This is a genomic window from Roseivivax lentus (assembly GCF_900156805.1).
GTDB classification, from domain to species: Bacteria; Pseudomonadota; Alphaproteobacteria; order Rhodobacterales; family Rhodobacteraceae; genus Roseivivax; species Roseivivax lentus.
Genome location: NZ_FTOQ01000006.1, coordinates 130,954 through 153,124, shown reverse-complemented (window position 1 = coordinate 153,124; position 22,171 = coordinate 130,954). Strand labels below are relative to the sequence as shown.

Here is a 22,171-nt window from a genome sequence, read left to right as displayed (position 1 = left end):
ACCGCCTTAAACGATTGACCTTAACCGCCCAGTTGCATATCTGCGGGCAAGCCCGGGGCGCAATGCCTGGCCGGGTTTAGAATTGTTCTAAAGTGCTTGATCGAATTCGTCAAGAATTCCGCACCTCAAGGAGCCGTGTCGCATATGCCCGAGGTCATCTTCCCCGGACCCGAAGGCCGCCTCGAAGGCCGGTATCATCCTCAGAAGGACCGCGATGCGCCCATTGCCATCGTGCTGCATCCGCATCCGCAATTCGGCGGCACGATGAACAACAAGGTCGTCTACAACCTGCATTACGCCTTCTACAACATGGGCTTCACCGTCCTGCGGTTCAATTTCCGCGGCGTCGGGCGCAGCCAGGGCGAATACGATCAGGGCGTGGGCGAGCTCAGCGATGCCGCCGCCGCGCTCGATTACCTGCAATCGCTCAATGCCAATTCCAAGCATTGCTGGGTCGCGGGCTTTTCCTTCGGCGCCTGGATCGGCATGCAGCTGCTGATGCGCCGGCCCGAGATCACCGGCTTCATCTCGGTCTCGCCGCCCGCCAACATGTACGACTTCTCGTTCCTCGCCCCCTGCCCCGCCTCGGGCCTGATCATCAACGGCACCGCAGACCGCGTGGCGCCGCCCGCCGATACCCAGACGCTGGTCGGCAAGCTGCAGGACCAGAAGGGCATCACCATCACCCACCAGGAGATCGAGGGGTCGGGCCATTTCTTCGAAGAGCCGCACATGGACACGATGATCGGCAACGTGACCGAATACGTGAAGCGGCGCCTGACCGAGACCTCGCGGTAGGGACATCCGGACATGTCCTTCATTACCGATCTCGCCGACGAGCTGGCGCGCGACACGCTGAAGGTCATGGATGCGACCGGCCAGGACCGGCTGTTCATGGACGTGGCCGAGGTGCTCGCCGCCGCATCGACCACGATGGAAGAGGAATACCTCACCTGCATCCGCGTCCGGCTCGCCGAACGGCGCGGGCGCGCCTTCCTGACCAAGCTGGCCAAGGAAGCCCGGTCGCGCGCCGTCGACGGCACCAAGGCGCCCGAATAGCGTGCAGGCCGCGCGGCCGCGTCGGGCATCTGAATTGACTGTCGGGTGGTGTGCGGCAGCGTGTGAAATCAGGCGATGAGCGGCCAGCTCGGACGGAGTGGTCATCGCCCGCCGACCACGCCCACTGGAACCCCTAAAGAATGATGCGCGCCATGCCCGCCGGGCAGGCACCGGACCCCCCGCCCCGGCGCGCAGGTCTTCCGCCATCACAGCGCTCAACGCGTCCCGTCGGGACCGCGCGACGCTGCGACTGTCAGGCCGCTTCCTTCTGCAGATCCCGCAGGATCGCCCCGTAACCACCTTCCTCGATGAAGGCGGTCTCCGCCGCGGTGGAGGTCCGCGACAGGGCGTCGTTGCGATAGGGGAACCGCCCGAACCGCCGGATCACCTCGCGATGCACGCGCGCATGCAAGAGAGTGCTCTCCGCCTCGGGCATCCGTTCCTTGACCAGCCGGATGCATTGCTCCTGATCGCTCAGGTTTTCCGAATGCATCATCGGCAGGTAGAAGAATTGCCGCGCCGGCGGGTCGATCTTGCGGTCCCATTCGCGCCGCACCGCCTGCTTGGCCGCCGCGCGCGCGACGGTATCCGAGCTGAAGGCGCGCGGGCTGCCGCGGAACATGTTGCGCGGGAACTGGTCGAGCAGGATGATATAGGCCAGAACGCCCGAGGGATGCGTGAGCCACAGCGCGAAGCGGCCCTCCATCGCCTCTTCCCAGACCGGCAGGAACCGCTCCCGGATCGACGCGTCGAGCGCATCGTCCTGTTCGTACCATCCCTTGGGCCCGACCTCGTCGAGCCAGAAATTCAGTATCTCATCCGGTCCCGTCATACGCACGCTCCTCGCACTCATACTCCCCAAACCATGCCTTCGAAGGTAAGAACGCCCCTCTCCGGCGCAAATCACCTTTTGTGTCACCGCCCTTCAGGGGCGGCCCGCGATCAGGCCGGAACGCGCTTCGCCCCGGCGTTCTCCTCGTCCTCGGACTGGCCGTGCCAGACCTCGGCGGCGGCCTCGAGGGACATCACCGACGACGTGTGCATCATCGGCACGTAATCGTTCGGATCCTCGACCAGCGGGCGCTTGGTCATCCGGTAAAGCGCATAGCTCATCAGCAGCAGCATCGGCACGGCGATCAGCACGAAGAAGGCCTGCGGCCCCGCCTGCACCATGAAATAGCCGGTCACGATCGGTCCGATCACCGCGAAGACCCCGTTGAGGAATTGCAGCCCCGCCGACGCCGCCGCCATGTCCTCGTATTCAAGGAAGTCGCTCGTATGGGCGATCAGCAGCGAATAGAGCGGGTTCGCCGATCCGCCGACCAGGAACGCCGCGGCGACGAGCACCTGGAAATTGCCGGAGAAAAGCGCGGCCACCACCGCCGCCGCCCCGCCCATCGCGGCGGTGAAGGCGATCACGATCCGCCGGTCGATCCGGTCCGACAGCATCCCCAGCGGGTACTGGAACAACAGCGCGCCGACGTAGAAGGCCGCCACGAAGATCGAGGTCTGGGCCAGCGTCAGCCCGGCCTCCACCGCGAAGACCGCCGCCATGCCGTATTGCAGCGCAAAGACCACGCCCATCAGCGCCATGCCCACGCAGCCCAGCGGCGACGAGGTGAAAAGCGTCCGCATCGTCATCCGCTTGGTGCTCTCGAAGGCGGGTGTCGGCGTGACCGACAAGAGGATCGGCGCGAAGGCCAGCGACACCAGCACCGAGGGGATCACGAACAACAGAAAGCCCGTCGGGTCGGGCAGGTTCAGCATCGCCTGCGCCGCGATCACGCCGATCATCTGCACAATGATGTAAAGCGACAGCGCCTGCCCGCGCGTGGCATTGGTCGAGGCGCTGTTGAGCCAGCTTTCCGCGGTCACGTAGAGCCCGCAGAAGGCAAAGCCGAGGACGACACGGCCCGCGATCCAGAACCCCGCGTAAGGCAGGGCGGGAAACAGGATCAGCACCGCCGAGATGATCGAGCCGAGCGCTGCGAAGACCCGCACATGCCCGACCCGCTGGATCAGCAGCGGCGTCGTCTGCGAGGCGATGATGAAGCCGAAGAAGAAGGCCGACATGACGATCGACATCACGAAGGGCGAAAAGCCCGCCTCCGAGCCGCGCACGCCCAGCAGCGACCCCTGCAAACCGTTGCCGACCATCAGAAGAAGCATGCCCAGAAGCAGCGCCCAGGATCTGTTCAGTACGGTCAGCATCGCGCGCGTCCTTCTTGCCCATGGCCTGAGGCCGCCCTAACGCGATTCTCCGCGCGGCCTCAATGCGATAACGACGCCCGCATGTCGCTTTCGGACCTCAGCGCCCGGGGATGAGCAGCGACGCATCGCCATAGGAGAAGAAGCGGTAGTTCCGGGCGACTGCATGGGCGTAGATTTCCATGATCCGGTCGCGCCCCATCAGCGCCGAAACGAGCATCATCAGCGTCGATTTCGGCAGGTGGAAATTGGTCATCAGCGCGTCGGTCACGCGGAAGGTGAAGCCGGGATAGATGAAGATGTCGGTCTCGCCCTCGAAGGGCGCGATCTCTCCGGTGGCGCGCGCGGCGGTCTCGATCAGCCGTAAGGCGGTGGTGCCCACGGGAATCACCCGCCCGCCCGCCGCCTTCGTGGCGGCGATCTCCGCGGCGGCCGCTGCGCTCACCGCGCCCCATTCGGCATGCATCTTGTGGGTGGTCACGTCGTCGACCTTCACCGGCAGGAAGGTGCCCGCGCCCACATGCAGCGTGACATGGGTGAAGGCCACGCCCCGCGCCTCAAGCGCCGCGAGCAGGGCTTCGTCGAAATGCAGCGACGCGGTGGGCGCCGCGACAGCACCGGCGTTTTCCGCCCAGATCGTCTGGTAATCCTCGCGGTCGCGGGCATCGGCGGGCCGCTTGGCGGCGATATAGGGCGGCAGCGGCATGGCCCCCGCTTGGGCCAGCGCCGCGTCGAAATCATCGCCCGCAAGGTTGAAGCGCAGCCGCCCCTGGCCCGCCTCCCGGCCTTCGAGGACGGCCGACAGGGCGGACGAGAAGACCACCGTCTCGCCGTCGCGCAGCTTCTTCAAAGGCTTGATCAGCGCCGTCCAGCACCCGTCCGCGGCGGGCTCCAGCAACGTCACCTCGATTCGCGCCTCGGTGGGCCCGTTCGCCCCGGCGCGCGTGCGCGTGCCCGACAGCCGCGCGGGGATCACCTTGGTGTCGTTCAGCACCAGCCGGTCGCCCGGGCGCAGCCAGTCCGGCAGGTCGCGCACCACCGCGTCGGTGATCGCCCGGTCGCCCTCGGCCACCAGAAGCCGGGCGGCGGAGCGGGGCCGCGCGGGCCGCGTGGCGATGCGGTCCTCGGGCAGGTCAAAATCGAAATCGGACAGCTGCATGTGGTCGTCTCCGGGCCTCCGGCGGGTGGATGGGCTCAGTTCCCGGTCTCCGGCGGCGGGCGCCGGAAGAGCTCGCGGAACATGCCCGGGGTCAACACCGAAAGCGGATTGACCGCAACCCTCGGACGCGCCGCGGTGCCGCCGATGGTGAAGTTGAACCCGAAAAGCCCCTCGCCGCGCCGGGTCAGCACCTGCCCCACCGCGTTGAGGAAATAGATCGGCGAGAAGACGCCCTGCAGGTCCAGCGCCTTGGTGGCCAGGTCGATATAGCCGTCGACCGAGATGCCGATGGAGGGCCCCGTCGCCGAGGACCGGCGCAGGATCACCTGGCGCGGCGTCAGCCGGAAATCCGCATCGACCCGGGTGAAGTAGATGCCCGCACCATTGAGCTCGTCGAGCAGCCCCACGATGGAGACCGCGTCGAACATCGCCCCGAGTGCGGGCGCGTCGCGCAGCCGCGCCTCGCGCACCACGACCGTGCCGTCATAGGTCCCGGTCGCGCCCGGCACCGGGACCAGCGACATATCCAGCACCCCGTCATCGACGTTGCGGAAAAGCCCCGTCGCCTCGAGGACCGCGCCCGCATCCTCCGATTGCAGCCGGATCGCGGTGCCGCCGTTGCGCACCTGCGCCGCGCCGGTCAGGCGCACGCTCCGGCCGACGATGCCGGTCTCGAACCGGCCGTTGAGCCCGCCCACGACCTCGAAACTGCCCGTGAGGTCGCGAAAGACGATGCCCTCGGTCACCGTGAGCGTGTCGAGTGCCACGCCAAGCGGGATCGCCCCGCCGCCCGGCCCGCCGCCGCCCGATGTCCCGAAGGTCGCCCGCCGCAGATCGAGCGCGCCGCCCGTCACCGCGATCGCCGGCACCTGCCCGGGGCCCCGCGCGCTCAGGGTCACACCCCCGTCGAACCAGCCGCCAAGCGCGACCTGCGGCAATTCGAGCCGCCGGAACCCGCCCGCGGGCTCCAGCACCACGGTGCCGCTTGCCTCGAGCCCCGCGCCCGACAGCGCCAGCCCGTCGATGCTGACCGGCGTGCCGAGCCGCCCCTCGAGCGTGAACCGGCCCGTCTGCCCGGGGGCGAGCCGCCAGCCCACCGCCGGAACCGAGAGCGCGATCCCCGCCAAGTCCGAAGTGAGCGTGAAGGCCGGGCGCGCCCCGTCCCGCGGCAGATCGAGCGCGAAGGTGCCCGGCCCGCTGCCCGCGAGCAGGCCGTCCGGCAGCACGACGCCGAAGGCCCGCGCCGCTTCATCCGACAGGGTGACCCGCGCGGCGACGCGGGCGGGCTCGGTCACGTTTTCGCCCAGCGGCAGCCGGAAGCTGCCCTCGGCGGGCACGCCCGACAGCTCGGCCGCGCCCGCGATCTCCAGCGCCTCGGTGTTCAGCGTCACCTCCAGCCGCTCCGCGCGCAGCGTCCGCTCGGGCACCACGCTCGCGCTGACCGCGCCGGTCACCTCACCAGAAAGATCGAGGGTCAGATCGTCGAACCGGATGCCGCTTTTCAGGGGCAGCGTCAGCCGCCCCGCCGCTTCGACGCGCCCTTCCTCGATGAGGCTCGGCGCCCGGTTCGCCCGCGCCATGAGGCGCAGCGGCTCCTCGTCGAGAAAGGACAGGAGTGCCGTGACGCTCGACCGCGCCCGGAGGCGGATATCGCCCGTGGCGGGCCGGGCATCGGTGTCGGCGATGATGAAATCCGACCCGGAGATGTCGATCGCACCGCCCTCGGGCGGCACGGCGCGGCCGCGCTCCAGCATCACCGACAGCCGGTTCCCGGCGATGACCAATTGGCCCGCGGCCTCCTCGATGGGCGGCAGGGTCTGCGCAAAGCGCACCTTCGCCCGCTCGAAGCGCAGATCGATATGGCGGGCAGGCGGGCCGGGCCGCGCTGGATCGATGCGCAGGGCGAGCCGCGCGTCGTGGACGATGCCGCCCAGCACGTTGGTCACGAACCAGTCGCGGCTGCGCGGCGCCAGTGCCGCGGGCCAGTAGCGCGCGACGACCGAGGGATCGGATTCGGCCAGCGCCGCATCGAGGGCCACGGACCAGCCCTCGGGTCCCGCCTGAACCCGGCCCGTGGCGCGCAGCGGCGTTCCCGCATCCATGATGCGCAGCCGCCCGATCTCCAGCGTGAAGGGGTCGAGGGTCAGGCGCAGATCGGTCTCGGCGCCGGCGATCTCCACCGGCGCGGCAAAGAGGTTCCGCGGATTGGCCGCCAGATCCGACAGCGTGAACTGGCCCACGAACGCCGCCGGTTCGGGGGCCGCCCCCTCCGGCGCGGCGCCCCCGCCCACCAGCGCGACCTGCCCCTCGGCGCGCGCCCGGCCCACCGCCGTATCCACCGCGATCTCCGAAAAGCGCAGCGTCTGCCGGTCGGGCGCATAGGAAAAGGCGGTGCGCGCGCCTGCAAAGCTCACCGGTTCCGCGCGCGGATTGGGCTGCAGCGCGCCCGCGCCCATCGACAGCGTCACGTCGAGCCCGCCCAGCGTGCCGTCGGTGTCCAGATAGCCGCCAAGCGCGCCCGAAATCGGCGCCCGCAGCGCGCCCAGCCAGGCCAGCGCCGGGCTCTGGGTGGCGATATCGCCCGAGGCGAGGTTCTCCAGGCTGACCGAAAAGCTGAGATCCTGCGCGCCGATATCGCTCTCGGCGCCCAGCGTGACCGTGGCAAGCCCCGCGGCCCCGCCCAGCAGCGCCACGTCCCCCTCGAGCCGCAGCCGCCCGTCCTCGCGCCGCACGACAAGCTGCCCGCCATCGGCGGTCCAGCCCCGTCCCGCGCGCAGATCGTCGTAGCGCAGCGTGATCGTGTCGAGCGTCACCGCGTCGAGCCCTTCCAGCAGCGGCGTGCCGAGCGCCGCGTCGATCCGCGCCAGTACCGTCGGAAGGTCGGGGCGCGCCTGCCCGGGCTCGAGCCCGAAGCCGAGGCTCAGCGCCCCGTCGCGGTCCCGCTCGAGGCTCAGGAAAAGCCCCGAGGCCTGCGCCTCGCGCAGCGCGAGCTGCCGCGACAGAAGCGCCCGCGCCGACAGCCCCGCGCGCATCTCGGTCAGCGCCGCGACCGGGCGGCCATCCTCGGTCGACACCCGCAGGTTGCTCAGCCCGATCCGCACGAGCCCCGCGCTCAGCACCTGCACCCGCAGGTCGGAAAAGCCGATATCGAGGCCCGGCAAGGCCCGGTCGATCCGCGCCTCCACCTCCTTGCGCAGCCAGTCCGGCGCATCGAGCGGCCGGTCGAGCGCGGACCAGACCAGCAAGGCGACAAGCGTCGCCGCCGAGGCCAGAAGCCCCAGCGTCCAGCCGCCCATCCGGGCCGCCCGCGCGCCCGCGCCGCGCCGTCTTGTCTGACCTGCGCGTTTCACCACTGGAAGCGCGCCCCGGCTGCGTTACCCTTCATGTCCAACAGCTACCCCATCCGCCCGGATCATGGAAACCGGGCAATGCGCAGAATGAAAAGAGGACACATGATGCCGACCCCCGGAGACACCGCCCCCGATTTCACCCTGCCCGCCACCGGCGGCACCGATGTCAGCCTGTCCGCCCTGCGCGGCAGCCCCGTCGTGCTGTTCTTCTATCCGCGCGACGACACGTCGGGCTGCACCAGGGAGAACGAGGATTTCACCCGCCTCCTGCCGGAATTCGAGGCTGCGGGCGTGAAGGTCTTCGGCATCTCCAAGGACAGCATCGCCAGCCACGACAAGTTCATGGCGAAGAAATCGCTGTCGGTGCCGCTCCTGTCCGACGAAGAATCCGATGTCTGCGAGCGCTACGGCGTCTGGAAGGAAAAGAAGATGTACGGCAAGACCTTCATGGGAATCGAGCGGTCGACCTTCCTCATCAATGGCGACGGCACCATCGCCGAGGTCTGGTCTAAGGTGAAGGTGCCCGGACATGCGGACGCGGTGCTGGAGCATGTGCGCGCGCTGGGCTAGACGGACGGCGTCACCCCGAGGAGACGCCCGATGCCCGACACCCTGGCCGAGATGGCGGTCGACGTCCTGACCACCGCCGATGGTCGCGCCAAGACCGCGAAATCCCGCGATTACGCCGCGCGCTGGTTCGCCGCCCGCGCGGCCGGCGCGCCCCTGCCGGTGGGCCGCGCGATGCCGCCCCTGCGCCCGTCCCGGCCGGAAGCGCCGGCGCTCCTCGATCCGCGCGACGTGCCGCGCCGCCGTCCGGGCAGCCCCGAAGGCCGGATCGCGCTCTTGCATGCCGTCGCGCATATCGAGCTCAACGCCGTGGACCTGCACTGGGACATCATTCCGCGCTTTGCGCATATCGCGATGCCGCCCGGCTTCTACGATGACTGGGTGAAGGCCGCGGACGAGGAATCCAAGCATTTCAACCTGATGTGCGACTGTCTTGAAGCGGCGGGATCGCATTACGGCGCGCTGCCGGCCCATGCGGGCATGTGGCGCGCGGCGGAGGATACGGTGGACGATCTGGCCGGGCGCCTCGCGGTCGTGCCCATGGTGCTCGAGGCGCGCGGCCTCGACGTGACCCCGGGCATGATCGAGGTCTTCCGCAAGGCCGGCGCGCAGGATGCGGTGGCGGCGCTGGAGACGATCTATGCCGAGGAAGTGGGCCATGTGGCCTATGGCTCGAAATGGTTCCACTATCTGTGCGGCGCGGGCGGCATCGACCCCACGCCGGAATTCCAGCGCCTCGTGCGGCACTATTTCAAGGGTGCGCTGAAGCCGCCCTTCAACGAGGAAAAGCGCGCCGAGGCGGGGCTCGCGCCGGATTTCTACTGGCCGCTTGCCCAGCAATCGGGCACGGGCCGGGACCGCTAACATCCCGTTAAACCCCGACAAGATCGGCGGATTATCGCCAATACGATCCATTTTGGGCTGATTCGCACCAATCCATGACCGAAAAAGTTGCGAAACCGTGACGGACTAAGTACCCCCGTTGCCAAGGTGCCGGTTGGGGAAGCGAGCGCCGCGATTGGGACGGGATAGAGGATAGACACGTGCGGACGCAGCTTGCGATAAAGCTCCATTCAGTGATGGAGCGCTATTTTCCTGAACGTAGACTCTTTCTGAAATCGGAGACCGATACCCGCTTCATCCGGCTGCGGTCGGAAACGCAGGCGGTGGCCGCGCTCGGCGGGGCCGGGGTGATCGCCTGGACGATCATCGCGACGGCGGTGCTCCTGATGGATTCGATCGGTGCCGGCAGCTTCCGCGACCAGGCGCTCAGGGACCAGCAGAGCTACGAACAGCGGCTCAACGAATTGTCCGGCGAACGCGATGCCCGCGCCGCCGAGGCGCGCGCCGCGCAGGAGCGCTTCAACGCCGCGCTCGAACAGGTCTCGATCATGCAATCCGAGCTTCTGGCGGCCCAGAACAAGGTCCGCGAACTGCGCACCGGGCTCGACGTGGTCCAGTCGACGCTCGGTACCACGATCAAGGAACGCGAGAGCGTGCGCGACAAATACGCCGCCCTGCGCAACCAGATCGAGGAAGGCGGCACGCTTCTGGCCGAGGACGATGCCGGCAACGAGACCGTGGCCTTCCTGACCGACGCGCTGTCGCGCACCGCCGAGGAACGCGACCAGGTCGTCGCCGATGCGCAGGACGCGCTGGTGCGCGCCGACGAGATGGCCACCGAGATCCGGCTGATGGAAGAGAAGAACGACATGATCTTCCGCCAGCTCGAAGAGGCGATGACCGTCTCGGTCAAGCCGCTCGACAAGATGTTCAAGGCCGCGGGCATGGATCCCGACAATGTGCTGAACCAGGTGCGCCGCGGCTATTCCGGCCAGGGCGGCCCGCTGACGCCGCTCTCCTTCTCGACCCGCGGCGAAGAACCCTCCGAGGAGGCCGAGCGCGCCAACCGCATCCTGAACCAGATGGACCGGCTCAACCTCTACCGCATCGCCGCCGAGAAGGCGCCCTTCGCCTCGCCGCTCAAGGATGCGTTCCGCTTCACCTCGGGCTTCGGCTACCGCTGGGGCCGCCTGCATGCGGGCACGGATTTCGCCGCCCCCCACGGCACGCCGATCTATTCCACCGCCGATGGCGTGGTGGTCCATGCCGGCTGGCAGTCGGGTTACGGGCGGCTGGTGAAGATCCAGCACGAGTTCGGCATCGAGACGCGCTACGCGCATAATTCCAAACTCTACGTCGAGGTCGGCCAAAGGGTCTCGCGCGGTCAGAAGATTGCTGCTATGGGGAACACCGGACGGTCCACCGGCACGCATCTGCATTACGAAGTGCGCGTTGGTGGGAAACCCGTGAACCCCATGACCTACATCAAGGCTGCGAACGATGTTTTCTAAGAGCAAGATCAACGACCCTGCCCCGAAGGCAGAGGATGCCAAGCCCGCGGCATCGGCCGAGGGCGCGCGCCCCGCGGCGCCCGATTACAAGTCGGATTTCAAACCGACGGCGCCCAAGGCCAAGCCGCCCGCATCCACCCTGTCCGCCGATCTGCACGTGACCGGCAACCTCAAGACCACGGGCGACATCCAGGTCGAGGGCACGGTCGAGGGCGACATCCGCGCGCATCTGCTGACCATCGGCGAGAGCGCCACGATAAAGGGCGAAGTGATCGCCGATGACGTCGTGATCAATGGCCGCATCGTGGGCCGGGTCCGCGGCCTCAAGGTCCGCCTGACCGCCACCGCGCGGGTCGAGGGCGACATCATCCACAAGACCATCGCGATCGAGTCGGGCGCGCATTTCGAAGGCTCCGTGCAGCGCCAGGACGACCCGCTGTCGACCAAGGGCAAGACCGGCGCCGCCCCGGCCCCGGCCGCCGCGCCCGCGCCGCAGAAGGCCCAGCAGCAAAGCTGATCCCGCCTTTCCCGGACGAGACATGGACAAGGCCGCCCGACGGGGCGGCCTTGTCCATGTCCGGAAGGGTGGCCCGGACCGACGACCCGGACCGCCGCGCGCTTCGATGCGACTCGTTTTGCCGCCTTCGGACCCCGGAGCCAACACCCCGCGCCGCCCCGTCCCGGGGCGCGCCCCCGCATCCCCCTTCACCTTTCGAAAAAACGTCGGAGAGCACGAGAGGCTGGCCTCTCGTCGGCGTGGGCCCGGCTCGATGCCGGGCACGCGCCGCTCCCCCGGCGCAGGACCCTCAGGCCTGCAATTCCGCGTCCCAGTAAAGGAAATCGAGCCAGCTTTCATGCAGGTGGTTCGGCGGGAACTTCCGCCCCATGTTGCGCAGCTCCTCCGCCCCCGGCTGGCGCGGCGGCCGCCTGAGCGACAGGCCCGAGCGGTGCAGCGCCTTGGCGCCTTTCTTGAGGTTGCAGGGCGCGCAGGCCGCCACCACGTTCTCCCAGCTCGTCACCCCTCCGCTCGCCCGCGGCACCACGTGATCGAAGGTCAGCTCGCCTTTCGATCCGCAATACTGGCAGCGGAATTCGTCCCGCAGAAATAAATTAAAGCGCGTGAAGGCCACGCGCTTTTGGGGTTTGACGTAATCTTTCAGCACCACGACGCTGGGTATCCGCAGCGTCATCGAGGGACTTCGCACCACCTCGTCATATTCGGCGATGATGTCCACCCGGTCGAGGAAGGAGGCTTTCACCGCCTCCTGCCAGGGCCAGAGGCTCAGCGGATAATAGGACAGCGGCCTGTAATCCGCGTTCAGCACCAGCGCGGGATGCTGCCTGAGGCTGCCCGGTTCACGTACGAAATGCGTTCTGAAATCGCCATCCATGGCCTGACTCGTCTCCCGCCCTGTCTGCCCGTCTCAAGCACCAGAGCGGGGAACCCGCCCCAGTCTTCTCAACCACTATATATCGCGTCTTTGATCTGGCAAGCCTCGCATGCCTAGTGTCGCATCAAAGACCTAGCGCGGCTTTGCAACGCTCATGTGACGGGCAGATGAGGCGCGGATCAGAACCCGCATTTGTCCCGCAGGAAGGCCAGCGCGACGCCCAGCCCATCGGGCGCGATGCCATGGGCGGTGCCCTTCATCACATGGGCGTAGACCTCGCTCCAGCCGGCCTTCTGCAGCGCCTCGGCGGCCTCGGGCAGCGATTGCGGCGGCACCAAGTCGTCGCGGTCGCCATGCACCAGCAGAACCGGCGGGCGCACCACCACCTCGTCGACCAGCAATTCGGGCCGCAGAAGCCGCCCGGAAAAGCCCAGGATGCCCGCAAGCGCGTCCTCGCGGCGCGGCACGACCTGAAGGCTCATCATCGTGCCCTGGCTGAAGCCCAGCACCGCGACCTGCTCGGGCAGCACGTCCTCGTCGACCATCAGCTTGTCGAGAAAGGCGTTGAGGTCGTCGGCCGCGGCCAGAAGGCCCGCCTCGCTGTCCTCCTGGCTCGATCCGTCGATCCAGGGGATGGGAAACCATTGAAAGCCGAAAGGCGCGCCGGCGCAGGCCTCGGGCGCGTCGGGGGCCACGAAAAGCGTGTCGGGCAGATGCTCCCCCAGCGGATCGGCCAGCCCCAGAAGGTCGGCGCCATTGGCCCCGTAGCCGTGCAGGAAGACGACGACGGACCGGGTCGATCCCGATTGCGGCGCTTTGCGTCCGGCTTGCAGCACGCGTGTCATAGAGTTCCCTCCCGATCCTTGGCCACGTGGTAGTAGGCCCAGAGCGCGCGGGCCGCAACCGCCCGCCAGGGCGACCAGGCCTCCGCCATCTCGCGCAATCCTTTCTCGCGCGGGCGCTCGGGCAGATCGAAGAGGATGCGCGCCGATTCCTGCAAGGCCAGATCCCCCGGCGCGAAGACATCCGCATGGCCGAGCGAGAACATCGCGTAGATCTCGGCGGTCCAGACGCCGATCCCCTTCACCTTCGTCAGCGTCGCCACGACCTCGTCGGTGGGCGCGTCGCGCAGCGCGTCGAAGTCGATCTCCGCCTCGGCCAGCGCCTTGGCATAGCGCGCCTTCTGGCGCGACAGGCCCTGGGCGCGCAGCGCGTCCTCGGTCGCCGCCCGGATCGCCGCCTTGTCGAGATATCCCGCCGCCTCCAGCCGGCCCCGGATGGCCCGCGCCGAGGCGACGGAGACCTGCTGGCTAACGATGGCCGACAGCAGCTGGCCGAACCCGTCGGGATTGCGCCTGAGCGGCAGGGGCCCGGTCTGCGCCAGCGCCGCCGCGAAGCGCGGCTCGGCGCGGCACAGGAAGGCGGCGCCCTCCGCGACGCAATCCTCGGTTCTTATGATCCGGCCCTGATAAGCCATTCCACTGCCTCCTCGGGCGTGCGCACGATCGGTCCCGGCGGCGCATGCGGGCGCGCGATCAGCGCCACGCGTATCTTCAGGCGCCGCGCCGCCACAAGCTTGGGATAACTGCCCGCGCCGCCCGCGTCACGGGTCACCAGCCAATCGATGCCGAGCCGGCGCATGAGTCGCATCTCCTGCGCGACGCTGAACGGGCCCGCCCCGCCCAGATAGACCGCGCCCGGCAGGGGACAAAGCCCGGGCCGCGCGGCGCGGCGCCGGATGAAAAGCCGCGCTTTCAGCCGTCGAAGCGCGGGCAGATCCTCGCCGCCGGTCGTCGCGAAGACGCGCGCATCCGCGCGGATGAGCTGCGCCGCCGACGCCACGTCGGGCAGATAGGTCCAAAGGTCCCCCCGCTGCCGCCGGTAGCCCGGCCGGCGCAGATGCAGGACCGGCACGCCCCGCGCCCCGGCCAGACGGTGCAGCCGCCAATGCGCCCGCGCATCGAAGGGATGCGCCGCATCGACGACGCGGTCGAGCCCTGTCAGATCCGCCGCGTCCATCTCCTCCGGCCGAATGGCCCGCGCCGCCGGCAAGCGCGCCAGAAGCGCTGCCGCCTCGGCGCTGCCGGTCACGACACCGATCCGCTCCTGCCCGCTCATGCCCGCCTGCTCGTCCCTGCACGCAAATTCGCAAAACTGCCGCGCGGCGCTGCACTCTTGCCGCCGACCCGCGCCCCGTCTAGCAAGACGGGATGGAACAGTCCCGCGCCAAACGCAACGTCGCCGTCCTCGTCGCCGCCCAGGCTTTGCTCGGCGCGCAGATGCCGATGATCTTCACCATCGGCGGGCTGGCCGGGCAATCGCTGGCCTCCAATATCTGCTTCGCGACGCTGCCCATTTCACTCATCATCCTGGGCTCGATGCTGTCGGCCTCGCCGCTGTCGTCCTTCATGCAGCGCTTCGGACGCCGGGCAGGCTTCGTGCTGGGCGCGGCGGGCGGGGCCACGGGCGGTCTGATCGGCGCCTACGGGCTCTACCTCGCCTCCTTCCCGGTCTTTCTCGTCGGATCGCTCTTCACCGGCATCTATTTCGCCGCGCACAACTTCTACCGTTTTGCCGCCGCCGACACCGCCTCCGAGGCGTTCCGCCCCAAGGCCATCTCCTACGTGCTGGCGGGCGGGCTCGTCTCGGCCATCATCGGCCCGCAGGTCGTCAAGCTGACCGCCGATGCCTACGTGATCCCCTTCATCGGCACCTATCTCGCGGTCATCGCGGTCAACGTGCTGGGCGCGTTCCTGTTCATCTTCCTCGACATCCCGAAACCCGCGCCGCCCGCGCCCGACAGCCCCGTGGGCCGCACCCGGATGGAGCTTCTGAAGACCCCGCGCATCGCCGTCGCGGTGATCTGCGCGATGGTCTCCTACGCTCTGATGAACCTCGTGATGACCTCGACGCCGCTGGCGGTGGTGGGCTGCGGCTACGACAAGGCGGATGCGGCCAATATCGTCTCGGCGCATGTGCTGGCGATGTATGTGCCGTCCTTCTTCACCGGTCACCTGATCGCGCGCTTCGGGGTCGAGAAGATCATGGGCACGGGCCTCACGATCCTCGCCGCCGCCGGCATCGTGGCGCTTGCGGGGATCGAGCTGGAGAATTTCTTCGTCGCACTCGTACTGCTCGGCATCGGCTGGAATTTCGGCTTCATCGGCGCGACCACCATGCTCGCCGGCAGCCACCGCCCCGAAGAGCGCGGCCGCATGCAGGGCCTCAACGACGTGATCGTCTTCGGCGGCGTGACGCTCGCCTCGCTCTCTTCGGGCGGTTTGATGAATTGCTCGGGCGGTACGCCCGAGGCGGGCTGGGCCGCGGTCAATATCGCGATGATCCCGCTTCTGACGCTGGCCGGGGCCGCGCTCATATGGCTCGCCCTGCGCCCGCGGACCAGCCCGGCGGAATAGGCCCGGGGTCCGCCCGGCCCACCAGCGCGCCGCTACCAGCGCCCCGTCGCGCGCATCAGCGCCAGCCGCGCCGCGGACCGCGCGGGATTGATCGCGAGGGTCCCATCCGCTACGCGCGCGGGCTCGCGCGCGGCCTGTTTCAGGATCGGCTCGGCCTCCCATGTCGCAAGGAAGGCGGGCATGGCTTCGGGGGACACGGCGCCCCGGCCCTTCCGCGCCCGCGCCAGCCGGTCGAGCCCGCCCTCGGCCAGCACCGCCACCGCGGCCGGGCGGCCATCGACCAGCGGACGGCGGCCCTTGGCCTCGAGCTCCGGCACCGCGCGCAGGAAGGCCGCCAGCCCGGCGGCATAACCCGCGTCCCGCGCCACCTGCGGATCGGCCGGCCCGAGCGACGTCGCCGCGGCTTCCAGCAGCAGCCCACCGGTTTCCTCGATATACCGCTCCAGATGCGCCTGGTCCTCGAAGGCGTCGCGGTAGAGATCCCAGCGCCGCGCGCCCACCAGCAGATCGAGCTTCTCGGCGATGCCCGGCGCCAGCGCCAGCGCCAGCGGGGTCACCACGTCGTGCCGCCGCACCAACCCGCCCGCGGCAATCTCCGCCAGCGCGTCGCGCCACCATTGCAGCCGCATCTCGCCGATCATCGCCTCGGAGGTGACCCAGGGCGCACGCGCCACTTCGAGATTGAAGGCGTAGATCGGAAAGAGCTGCGCCCGCGCGGGCACCGGCGCGGCCATGACCGCGCGGAACCGCGCCGGGTCGCCGCGTTCGACCGCTTGCGCGCAGGCAATGAGGTCGTCATCGAACTCCATGAGGGCCCAGCTAGGCCGGGACCGCCGCGCGGGAAGGCGCATCGGCCACATCGCGGCAGAGCTTCCAGTTGACCGCGTCGATCAGCGCCGAGAAGGAGGCATCGACGATATTGGCCGACACGCCCACCGTGGACCAGCGCCGCCCCTGCCCGTCCGCGCTGTCGATGATGACGCGGGTCACGGCCTCGGTGCCGCCTTCGGTGATGCGCACCTTGAAATCGACGAGCTGCATGTCCTCGATCATCTCCTGGTAGCGCCCCAGGTCCTTCGCAAGCGCCTTCGACAGCGCGTTGACGGGGCCGCGATCCGATCCGGTCTCGTCCATCGATTCGGAGACCGACAGCTTCTTCTCGCCATCGACCTTCACCACGACCACGGCCTCGGACAGCGACACCATGCGGTTGCGCTTGTTCTTCCGCCGCTCGACCGAGACGCGATAGCGCTTGACCTCGAAGAACTCGGGCATCAGGCCCAGCTCCTCGCGGGCCAGAAGCTCGAACGAGGCCTGCGCGGTGTCATAGGCATAGCCCTCGTCCTCGCGCTCCTTCACCCGCTCGAGGATGCGCGGCAGGCGCGGATCGTCCTCGGCCACCTCGATCCCCGCCTCGGCGAGCCGCCGCTTCAGGTTCGACCGCCCGGCCTGGTTCGACATCGGCACGATGCGGGCATTGCCCACCGCGCCCGGATCGATGTGCTCGTAAAGGTCCGGCGCCTTGATGACCGCCGAGGCATGCAGCCCCGCCTTGTGCGCGAAGGCCGAGGAGCCCACGTAGGGCAACTGCTTCATAGGCACGCGGTTCAGCACATCGTCCAGCATCCGGCTGATCCGCGTGAGCCCCTGCAGCGCCTCGCGGGTCACTCCCGTCTCGAGCCGGCCGGCATAGGGCAGCTTCAGCAGCAGCGTCGGCAGGAGCGAGACGAGATTGGCATTGCCGCAGCGCTCGCCCAGCCCGTTCAGCGTGCCCTGGATCTGCCGCGCCCCCGCATCGACGGCCGCCAGCGATCCGGCCACCGCCGTGCCGGTATCGTCATGGGTGTGAATGCCGAGCCTGTCGCCCGGAATACCGTCGGCGATCAGCGCCGCCACCACGTCGCCGATGCGCGCGGGCAGCGTGCCGCCATTGGTGTCACAGAGCACGACCCAGCGCGCCCCGCCCTCGAGCGCCGCCTCGAGGCAGGCCCGCGCATAACCCGGATCCGAGGCAAAGCCGTCGAAGAAATGCTCCGCATCGAAGAGCGCCTCGCGCCCCTCGGCCACGCAATGGGCGATGCTCGCGCGGATATTGCCGAGGTTCTCCTCCCGGCTGATGCCGAGCGCGGCCTCGACATGGTATTCGTGGCTCTTGCCGACGAGGCAGACCGCCCTGGTGCCCGCGTTCAGCACCGCGGCGAGCACGTCGTCATTCTCCGCCGAGCGGCCCGCGCGCTTGGTCATGCCGAAGGCCGTCATGGTGGCGCGCGTGGTCTCGGCCGCCTCGAAGAAGGCGCTGTCCGTGGGGTTCGCCCCGGGCCAGCCGCCCTCGATGTAATCGAGCCCGAGCGCGTCGAGCGCGGCGGCGATCTTCAGCTTTTCGGGGGTGGAGAACTGCACGCCCTGCGTCTGCTGCCCGTCGCGCAGCGTGGTGTCGTAGAGATAGAGGCGGTCGGTCATGGGCGGGCCTCCGACAGGATATTTGGGCAGACCTTGTGGCGAGATGTCATTCTCGGGCTCGACCCATCCGCATCCAAGACCGGATCGCCTGCAATCCGGTCAGCGCCCGTCCCGCCCCCCCACGGGGCGGGCGCTTCCGGCAAAGACGTTTCTGCCGCCGCGACACAGGCGTTTTCGAATGCCGATGCGCGCAGCCCAACCCCGCCCCGCGCGGGCCGGGCGCATCGCGGGTCCGATGTTGCGCTCATCCGATCCCCTCCAGCTTGGCCGCGTCAAACTCGGGCCCGGGGACAAGTTCCACCCCCGCCTTCGACATCCGCACCTCGACGCCCGCCGCAACCAGCGCGGCCTTGAGCCGGTCCACTTCGGTGAAATCCTTGGTTTCCAGTGCCTCAGATCGCGCATCGATGAGAGACATCTCCCAATACTCCAAATCGATCCGTGAAGTTTGCGCCGGTCTGGATTGCGCCAACTCAATCAAGTCGAAGCCAAGCAAGGCGGCACTTGCCACGAAAGTCCGACGCTCGTCGAGCTGTTTGTCATCGGATAGGCTCAAGAACTCGGGGCTATTGTCAACGAAACGAGCAACATGCTTGAGCTTCGATAAAGCCAATGAGGTGTTGAGATCGTCCGCCAGAGCTTTAACGATTTGCTGATCCGCCTTTGCGGGATTGATTTCGGAGTCCATTAGCTCAGAATCGACCGATACCAAGTTGATCCAAGTGTCGATCTCACGCTCCGCCTCTTTCCGCTTCACCTCGGTCCAGTCCATCGGCTTGCGGTAATGCGTCGACAGCATCACGAAGCGGATCACCTCGCCCGGCACGCCCTGATCCAGCAAATCCCTTACGGTGAAGAAATTGCCCAGCGACTTGGACATCTTTTTCCCCTCGACCTGAAGCATCTCGTTGTGCAGCCAGACACGCGCGAAGCCGCCTTCGGGATGCGCGCAGCAGCTCTGCGCGATCTCGTTCTCGTGGTGCGGGAACATCAGGTCGTTGCCGCCGCCATGGATGTCGAACTCGGCCCCCAGCAGCGCATCCGCCATGGCCGAGCATTCGATATGCCAGCCCGGACGCCCCCGCCCCCAAGGCGAGTCCCACCCGGGCAGGCCTTCCTCCGACGGTTTCCACAGCACGAAGTCCATCGGATTGCGCTTGTAGGGCGCCACTTCCACCCGGGCGCCCGCGATCATGTCCTCGACCGCGCGGCCCGAAAGCTTGCCGTAATCGTCGTAGCTGTCGACCGCGAAAAGCACATGCCCCTCGGCGGCATAGGCGTGGCCCTTCTCGATCAGGTCCTCGATCATCGCCACCATTTCGGGGATATACCGCGTGGCGCGCGGCATATGCGTGGGCTCCAGCGCGCCCACTGCGCCCATATCGTCGAGATACCAGCCAATCGTCTCTTCGGTGATTTCCCCGATCGACCGCCCGCTCTCGGCGGCGCGCGCGTTGATCTTGTCGTCGACGTCGGTGAAATTGCGCACATAGGTCACGTGCTCGGCCCCGTAGACATGCCGCAAAAGCCGGTAGAGCAGATCGAACACGATCACGGGGCGCGCATTGCCCAGATGCGCCCGGTCATAGACCGTGGGCCCGCAGACATACATCCGGACATTCTTCGGATCGAGCGGAACGAAGCGTTCCTTTTTTCGCGTGCGGGTATTGGTGAAACTCAGTTCCATACGTGCCTCAAACCTTGCGGTCCCATCTTGCCGTGGGGCGGGTCCAGGTCGCGTCATGTTTCTGGGAAAGGAAAAGACGGCCCGCCGGTGGATCAGCGGATAATGCAACAGATGATGATGCCTGCCGTGGTCATGGCACGGGCGTAACCGCGCGGACGCGTTTTGGCAAGTCTCGCGCGCGGTCAGTGTTGTGCCGCGCCGCGCGGCACGGCAGAACGGGGCGAGGCCAGCAAAGGACGCCCCATGCCCCCCATCGCCCCCCGCATCGCCGAGATGAACGCAGGCGGCAGCGACGGCTGGGAGGTGTTCTACCGCGCCCGCGCCATGGCCGCCTCCGGCTTGCCGGTGACCGAGCTGACCATCGGCGAGCATGACATACGCACCGATCCCGCGATCCTGCACGCGATGCACGCCTCGGCGATGGGCGGGCATACGGGCTATGCGGCGGTGCCGGGCACGCCCGAGCTGCGCGCCGCCATCGCCGAGCGCGTGCAGGCGCGGACCGGCATCGCCACAGGGCCCGACAACGTGCTGGTCACGCCGGGCGCGCAGGCCGCACTTTTCGCCGCGCACATGCTGGCCTGCCCGCCCGGGGCGGCGGCCCTTTATGTCGATCCCTGTTACACGACCTATCCCGGCACGATCCGCGCGGCGTCCGCCCGCGCCGTGCCGGTCGCAACGCGCCCCGAGGCGGGCTTTCTGCCCGACGCCGACGCGCTTGAAGCCGCCGCGGCGCAAACGGGCGCGCGGTCGCTTCTCGTCAACACGCCCAACAATCCCACCGGCGCGGTCTATCCCCGCGCCACGCTCATGGGCATTGCCCGGGTGGCGCGCGCCTGCGATCTCTGGCTGATCTCCGACGAGGTCTATGAAGGCCAGGTCTGGCAGGGCACCCATCTCAGCCCCCGCGCCCTGCCCGGCATGTCCGAGCGCACGCTGGTGATCGGCTCGATGTCGAAGGGCCATGCCATGACCGGCGCCCGGCTGGGCTGGATCGTCGGGCCCGAGGCCGCCGTCGCGCATCTGATCGACCTTGCCACCGTGACCACCTACGGCGTGCCGGGCTTCATCCAGGACGCCGCCCTCTTCGCCCTGCGCGAAGGCCCGGCCCACGAGGCGCAGGTCGCGGCGCCCTTCGCCCGCCGCCGCCGCATCGCCGAGGCGGTGCTGCGGGACGCGCCGGGGCTGCGGCTCTTGCCCGCCGAGGGCGCGATGTACCTGATGCTGGATATCCGCGCGACGGGCCTCTCGGGCGCGGCCTTCGCCCAAGGCCTGCTCGAGACGCAGCGCATCGCGGTGATGCCGGGCGAAAGCTTCGGACGCGCGGCGGCGGGCCATGTCCGGGTGGCGATGACGGTCCCCGATGCGGCCTTCGAGGATGCGCTGCGGCGCCTGGCGAGCTTTGCCGCGGACCGTTCCACGCGCGCGGCGCGCGCATGAGCACGCCCGTTTCCGCGATCCGCGGCCTCGGCCCGGCGATGGAGACGGCCTGCAGCCGCGCCGGCATCCACAGCGCCGAGGAATTGCGGGCGCTCGGCGGCGACGCGGCCTATCTGCGCCTCGTGACCAGCGGGACCCGCCCGCATTTCATCGGCTATTACGCGCTGCACATGGCGCTGCAGGGGCGTCCCTGGAACGATCTCGGGACGGAAGAGAAAGCCGCGTTCCGCACCCGCTTCGACGCGCTGATGTCGGAGGCGCGAAGCCGCCCCGGCGACGGCGATCTGCCGCCCGACCTGCGCGCCGCCCTCGACCGGTTCGGGGTGCGTTGACCCGAAGCGGGCGCGGGCCGTCCGCGTCGAGGTGGCGTATTTGGAAAGAGGCAAGACCCAAAGCGCCGCACCCCCGTGCTTGCCTCTTTCCAAATACGCAAAAACAAAGGGGCACCCGGAGGTGCCCCTTTTCGAACATCTGAAGGATGCGCTCAGCCGACGATCTCGAGACCCGAGAAGAAATACGCGATCTCTTCCTTGGCGGTCTCCGGCGCGTCGGAGCCGTGCACGGAGTTCTCGCCGACCGACTCGGCGAACTCGGCGCGGATGGTGCCCGCTTCGGCATCGGCGGGGTTGGTCGCGCCCATGACTTCGCGGTTCTTGGCGATGGCGCCCTCCCCCTCGAGGACCTGCACTACGACCGGCGCGGAGGCCATGAATTCGCACAGCTCGTCGTAGAAGGGACGCTCGGCATGGACCTTGTAGAACTCGCCCGCCTGCGCCTTGGTCAGCTGGATGCGCTTCTGCGCGACGATGGTCAGGCCCGCTTCCTCGAACTTGGCGTTGATCTTGCCGGTGAGGTTGCGCTTGGTGGCGTCGGGTTTGATGATCGAAAGGGTGCGTTCGGTTGCCATGTCATGCCTCTTGGTCTGGCGGAAGGGCCGCAGGGCCGTCCCGGGATAAGTCTGGCGGCGCGCATATCACGGCCTTGCCGGGTTGAAAACACGTGAAGCGCGCGCCGGGACGGTCGGTCACGCACCGGCGCGCGCCTACCCCGATCCGCCCAAGCCGATAATGGCCGATCGCG

General features: G+C 68.5%; 21 protein-coding genes. 9 read left to right on the top strand and 12 right to left on the bottom strand.

Annotation, left to right across the window (positions count from 1 at the left end; translation table 11 throughout):
- Window positions 1-144: 144 nt before the first annotated feature.
- Window positions 145-798: an alpha/beta hydrolase gene (locus tag BW990_RS12140; RefSeq protein ID WP_076448303.1), complete on the top strand. Its 654-nt coding sequence runs from the start codon at window positions 145-147 to the stop codon at window positions 796-798.
- 12 nt (window positions 799-810) lie between these two features.
- On the top strand, window positions 811-1,059 hold the full coding sequence (locus BW990_RS12135; RefSeq protein ID WP_076448302.1) for a hypothetical protein: 249 nt from the start codon (window positions 811-813) through the stop codon (window positions 1,057-1,059).
- Between the two features lie 253 nt (window positions 1,060-1,312).
- Here BW990_RS12135 and BW990_RS12130 read toward each other — a convergent pair whose 3' ends face one another.
- The 4 genes from BW990_RS12130 to BW990_RS12115 form a co-directional block, all read right to left on the bottom strand.
- Window positions 1,313-1,891: a DUF924 family protein gene (locus tag BW990_RS12130; RefSeq protein WP_076448301.1), complete on the bottom strand. Its 579-nt coding sequence runs from the start codon at window positions 1,889-1,891 to the stop codon at window positions 1,313-1,315.
- Window positions 1,892-2,001: 110 nt separating this feature from the next.
- Complete coding sequence (locus BW990_RS12125) at window positions 2,002-3,270, bottom strand: MFS transporter (RefSeq protein ID WP_076448300.1); 1,269 nt, start codon at window positions 3,268-3,270, stop codon at window positions 2,002-2,004.
- Between the two features lie 97 nt (window positions 3,271-3,367).
- The gene (gene queA, locus BW990_RS12120; RefSeq protein ID WP_076448299.1) at window positions 3,368-4,426 is read right to left on the bottom strand and encodes a tRNA preQ1(34) S-adenosylmethionine ribosyltransferase-isomerase QueA; all 1,059 of its coding nucleotides are present in this window, start codon (window positions 4,424-4,426) and stop codon (window positions 3,368-3,370) included.
- A gap of 35 nt (window positions 4,427-4,461) precedes the next feature.
- Entirely contained in the window at window positions 4,462-7,776 is a 3,315-nt protein-coding gene (locus BW990_RS12115; protein WP_143526165.1) for a YhdP family protein, read from the bottom strand.
- 105 nt (window positions 7,777-7,881) lie between these two features.
- On the opposite strand from BW990_RS12115, the gene BW990_RS12110 reads away from it, so the two are divergent.
- The 4 genes from BW990_RS12110 to BW990_RS12095 all read left to right on the top strand — a co-directional run bounded on the left by BW990_RS12110 (window position 7,882) and on the right by BW990_RS12095 (window position 11,214).
- Window positions 7,882-8,346, top strand: coding sequence for a peroxiredoxin (locus BW990_RS12110; protein WP_076448352.1), 465 nt, complete (start codon window positions 7,882-7,884; stop codon window positions 8,344-8,346).
- Between the two features lie 30 nt (window positions 8,347-8,376).
- Window positions 8,377-9,207 carry a ferritin-like domain-containing protein gene (locus BW990_RS12105; protein WP_076448297.1) on the top strand — a complete coding sequence of 277 codons (831 nt, stop codon included), beginning with the start codon at window positions 8,377-8,379 and terminating at the stop codon, window positions 9,205-9,207.
- A gap of 179 nt (window positions 9,208-9,386) precedes the next feature.
- Complete coding sequence (locus BW990_RS12100) at window positions 9,387-10,697, top strand: M23 family metallopeptidase (RefSeq protein WP_076448296.1); 1,311 nt, start codon at window positions 9,387-9,389, stop codon at window positions 10,695-10,697.
- On the top strand, window positions 10,687-11,214 hold the full coding sequence (locus BW990_RS12095) for a bactofilin family protein (RefSeq protein WP_076448295.1): 528 nt from the start codon (window positions 10,687-10,689) through the stop codon (window positions 11,212-11,214). The genes BW990_RS12100 and BW990_RS12095 overlap by 11 nt, the downstream gene beginning before the upstream one ends.
- A 289-nt stretch (window positions 11,215-11,503) precedes the next feature.
- On the opposite strand, the gene BW990_RS12090 is transcribed toward BW990_RS12095, so the two are convergent.
- The 4 genes from BW990_RS12090 to BW990_RS12075 form a co-directional block, all read right to left on the bottom strand.
- Window positions 11,504-12,088, bottom strand: coding sequence for an HNH endonuclease (locus BW990_RS12090; RefSeq protein ID WP_076448294.1), 585 nt, complete (start codon window positions 12,086-12,088; stop codon window positions 11,504-11,506).
- Window positions 12,089-12,267: 179 nt separating this feature from the next.
- On the bottom strand, window positions 12,268-12,933 hold the full coding sequence (locus tag BW990_RS12085; protein ID WP_076448293.1) for an alpha/beta hydrolase: 666 nt from the start codon (window positions 12,931-12,933) through the stop codon (window positions 12,268-12,270).
- Entirely contained in the window at window positions 12,930-13,565 is a 636-nt protein-coding gene (locus tag BW990_RS12080) for a DNA-3-methyladenine glycosylase family protein (RefSeq protein ID WP_076448292.1), read from the bottom strand. Before BW990_RS12080 ends, BW990_RS12085 begins: the two co-directional genes overlap by 4 nt.
- On the bottom strand, window positions 13,541-14,206 hold the full coding sequence (locus BW990_RS12075; RefSeq protein ID WP_076448291.1) for a precorrin-6A/cobalt-precorrin-6A reductase: 666 nt from the start codon (window positions 14,204-14,206) through the stop codon (window positions 13,541-13,543). Before BW990_RS12075 ends, BW990_RS12080 begins: the two co-directional genes overlap by 25 nt.
- A 92-nt stretch (window positions 14,207-14,298) precedes the next feature.
- Here BW990_RS12075 and BW990_RS12070 point away from each other — a divergent pair, with 92 nt between their 5' ends.
- The gene (locus BW990_RS12070) at window positions 14,299-15,504 is read left to right on the top strand and encodes an MFS transporter (protein ID WP_076448290.1); all 1,206 of its coding nucleotides are present in this window, start codon (window positions 14,299-14,301) and stop codon (window positions 15,502-15,504) included.
- 32 nt (window positions 15,505-15,536) lie between these two features.
- Here BW990_RS12070 and BW990_RS12065 read toward each other — a convergent pair whose 3' ends face one another.
- From BW990_RS12065 to cysS, 3 genes are all read right to left on the bottom strand, one after another.
- Window positions 15,537-16,313 (bottom strand): squalene/phytoene synthase family protein, encoded by a 777-nt coding sequence (locus BW990_RS12065; protein ID WP_076448351.1) that lies wholly within the window; start codon window positions 16,311-16,313, stop codon window positions 15,537-15,539.
- Between the two features lie 10 nt (window positions 16,314-16,323).
- Window positions 16,324-17,964 (bottom strand): citramalate synthase, encoded by a 1,641-nt coding sequence (gene cimA / locus BW990_RS12060; RefSeq protein ID WP_076448289.1) that lies wholly within the window; start codon window positions 17,962-17,964, stop codon window positions 16,324-16,326.
- A gap of 244 nt (window positions 17,965-18,208) precedes the next feature.
- Complete coding sequence (gene cysS / locus BW990_RS12055) at window positions 18,209-19,651, bottom strand: cysteine--tRNA ligase (protein WP_076448288.1); 1,443 nt, start codon at window positions 19,649-19,651, stop codon at window positions 18,209-18,211.
- Between the two features lie 243 nt (window positions 19,652-19,894).
- Here cysS and BW990_RS12050 point away from each other — a divergent pair, with 243 nt between their 5' ends.
- Together BW990_RS12050 and BW990_RS12045 are read left to right on the top strand one after the other, a co-directional pair.
- Window positions 19,895-21,091 carry a pyridoxal phosphate-dependent aminotransferase gene (locus BW990_RS12050; RefSeq protein WP_076448287.1) on the top strand — a complete coding sequence of 399 codons (1,197 nt, stop codon included), beginning with the start codon at window positions 19,895-19,897 and terminating at the stop codon, window positions 21,089-21,091.
- Window positions 21,088-21,423: a TfoX/Sxy family protein gene (locus BW990_RS12045; RefSeq protein ID WP_076448286.1), complete on the top strand. Its 336-nt coding sequence runs from the start codon at window positions 21,088-21,090 to the stop codon at window positions 21,421-21,423. The genes BW990_RS12050 and BW990_RS12045 overlap by 4 nt, the downstream gene beginning before the upstream one ends.
- A gap of 152 nt (window positions 21,424-21,575) precedes the next feature.
- On the opposite strand, the gene ndk is transcribed toward BW990_RS12045, so the two are convergent.
- The gene (gene ndk, locus BW990_RS12040) at window positions 21,576-21,998 is read right to left on the bottom strand and encodes a nucleoside-diphosphate kinase (protein ID WP_076448285.1); all 423 of its coding nucleotides are present in this window, start codon (window positions 21,996-21,998) and stop codon (window positions 21,576-21,578) included.
- Window positions 21,999-22,171 lie beyond the last annotated feature (173 nt).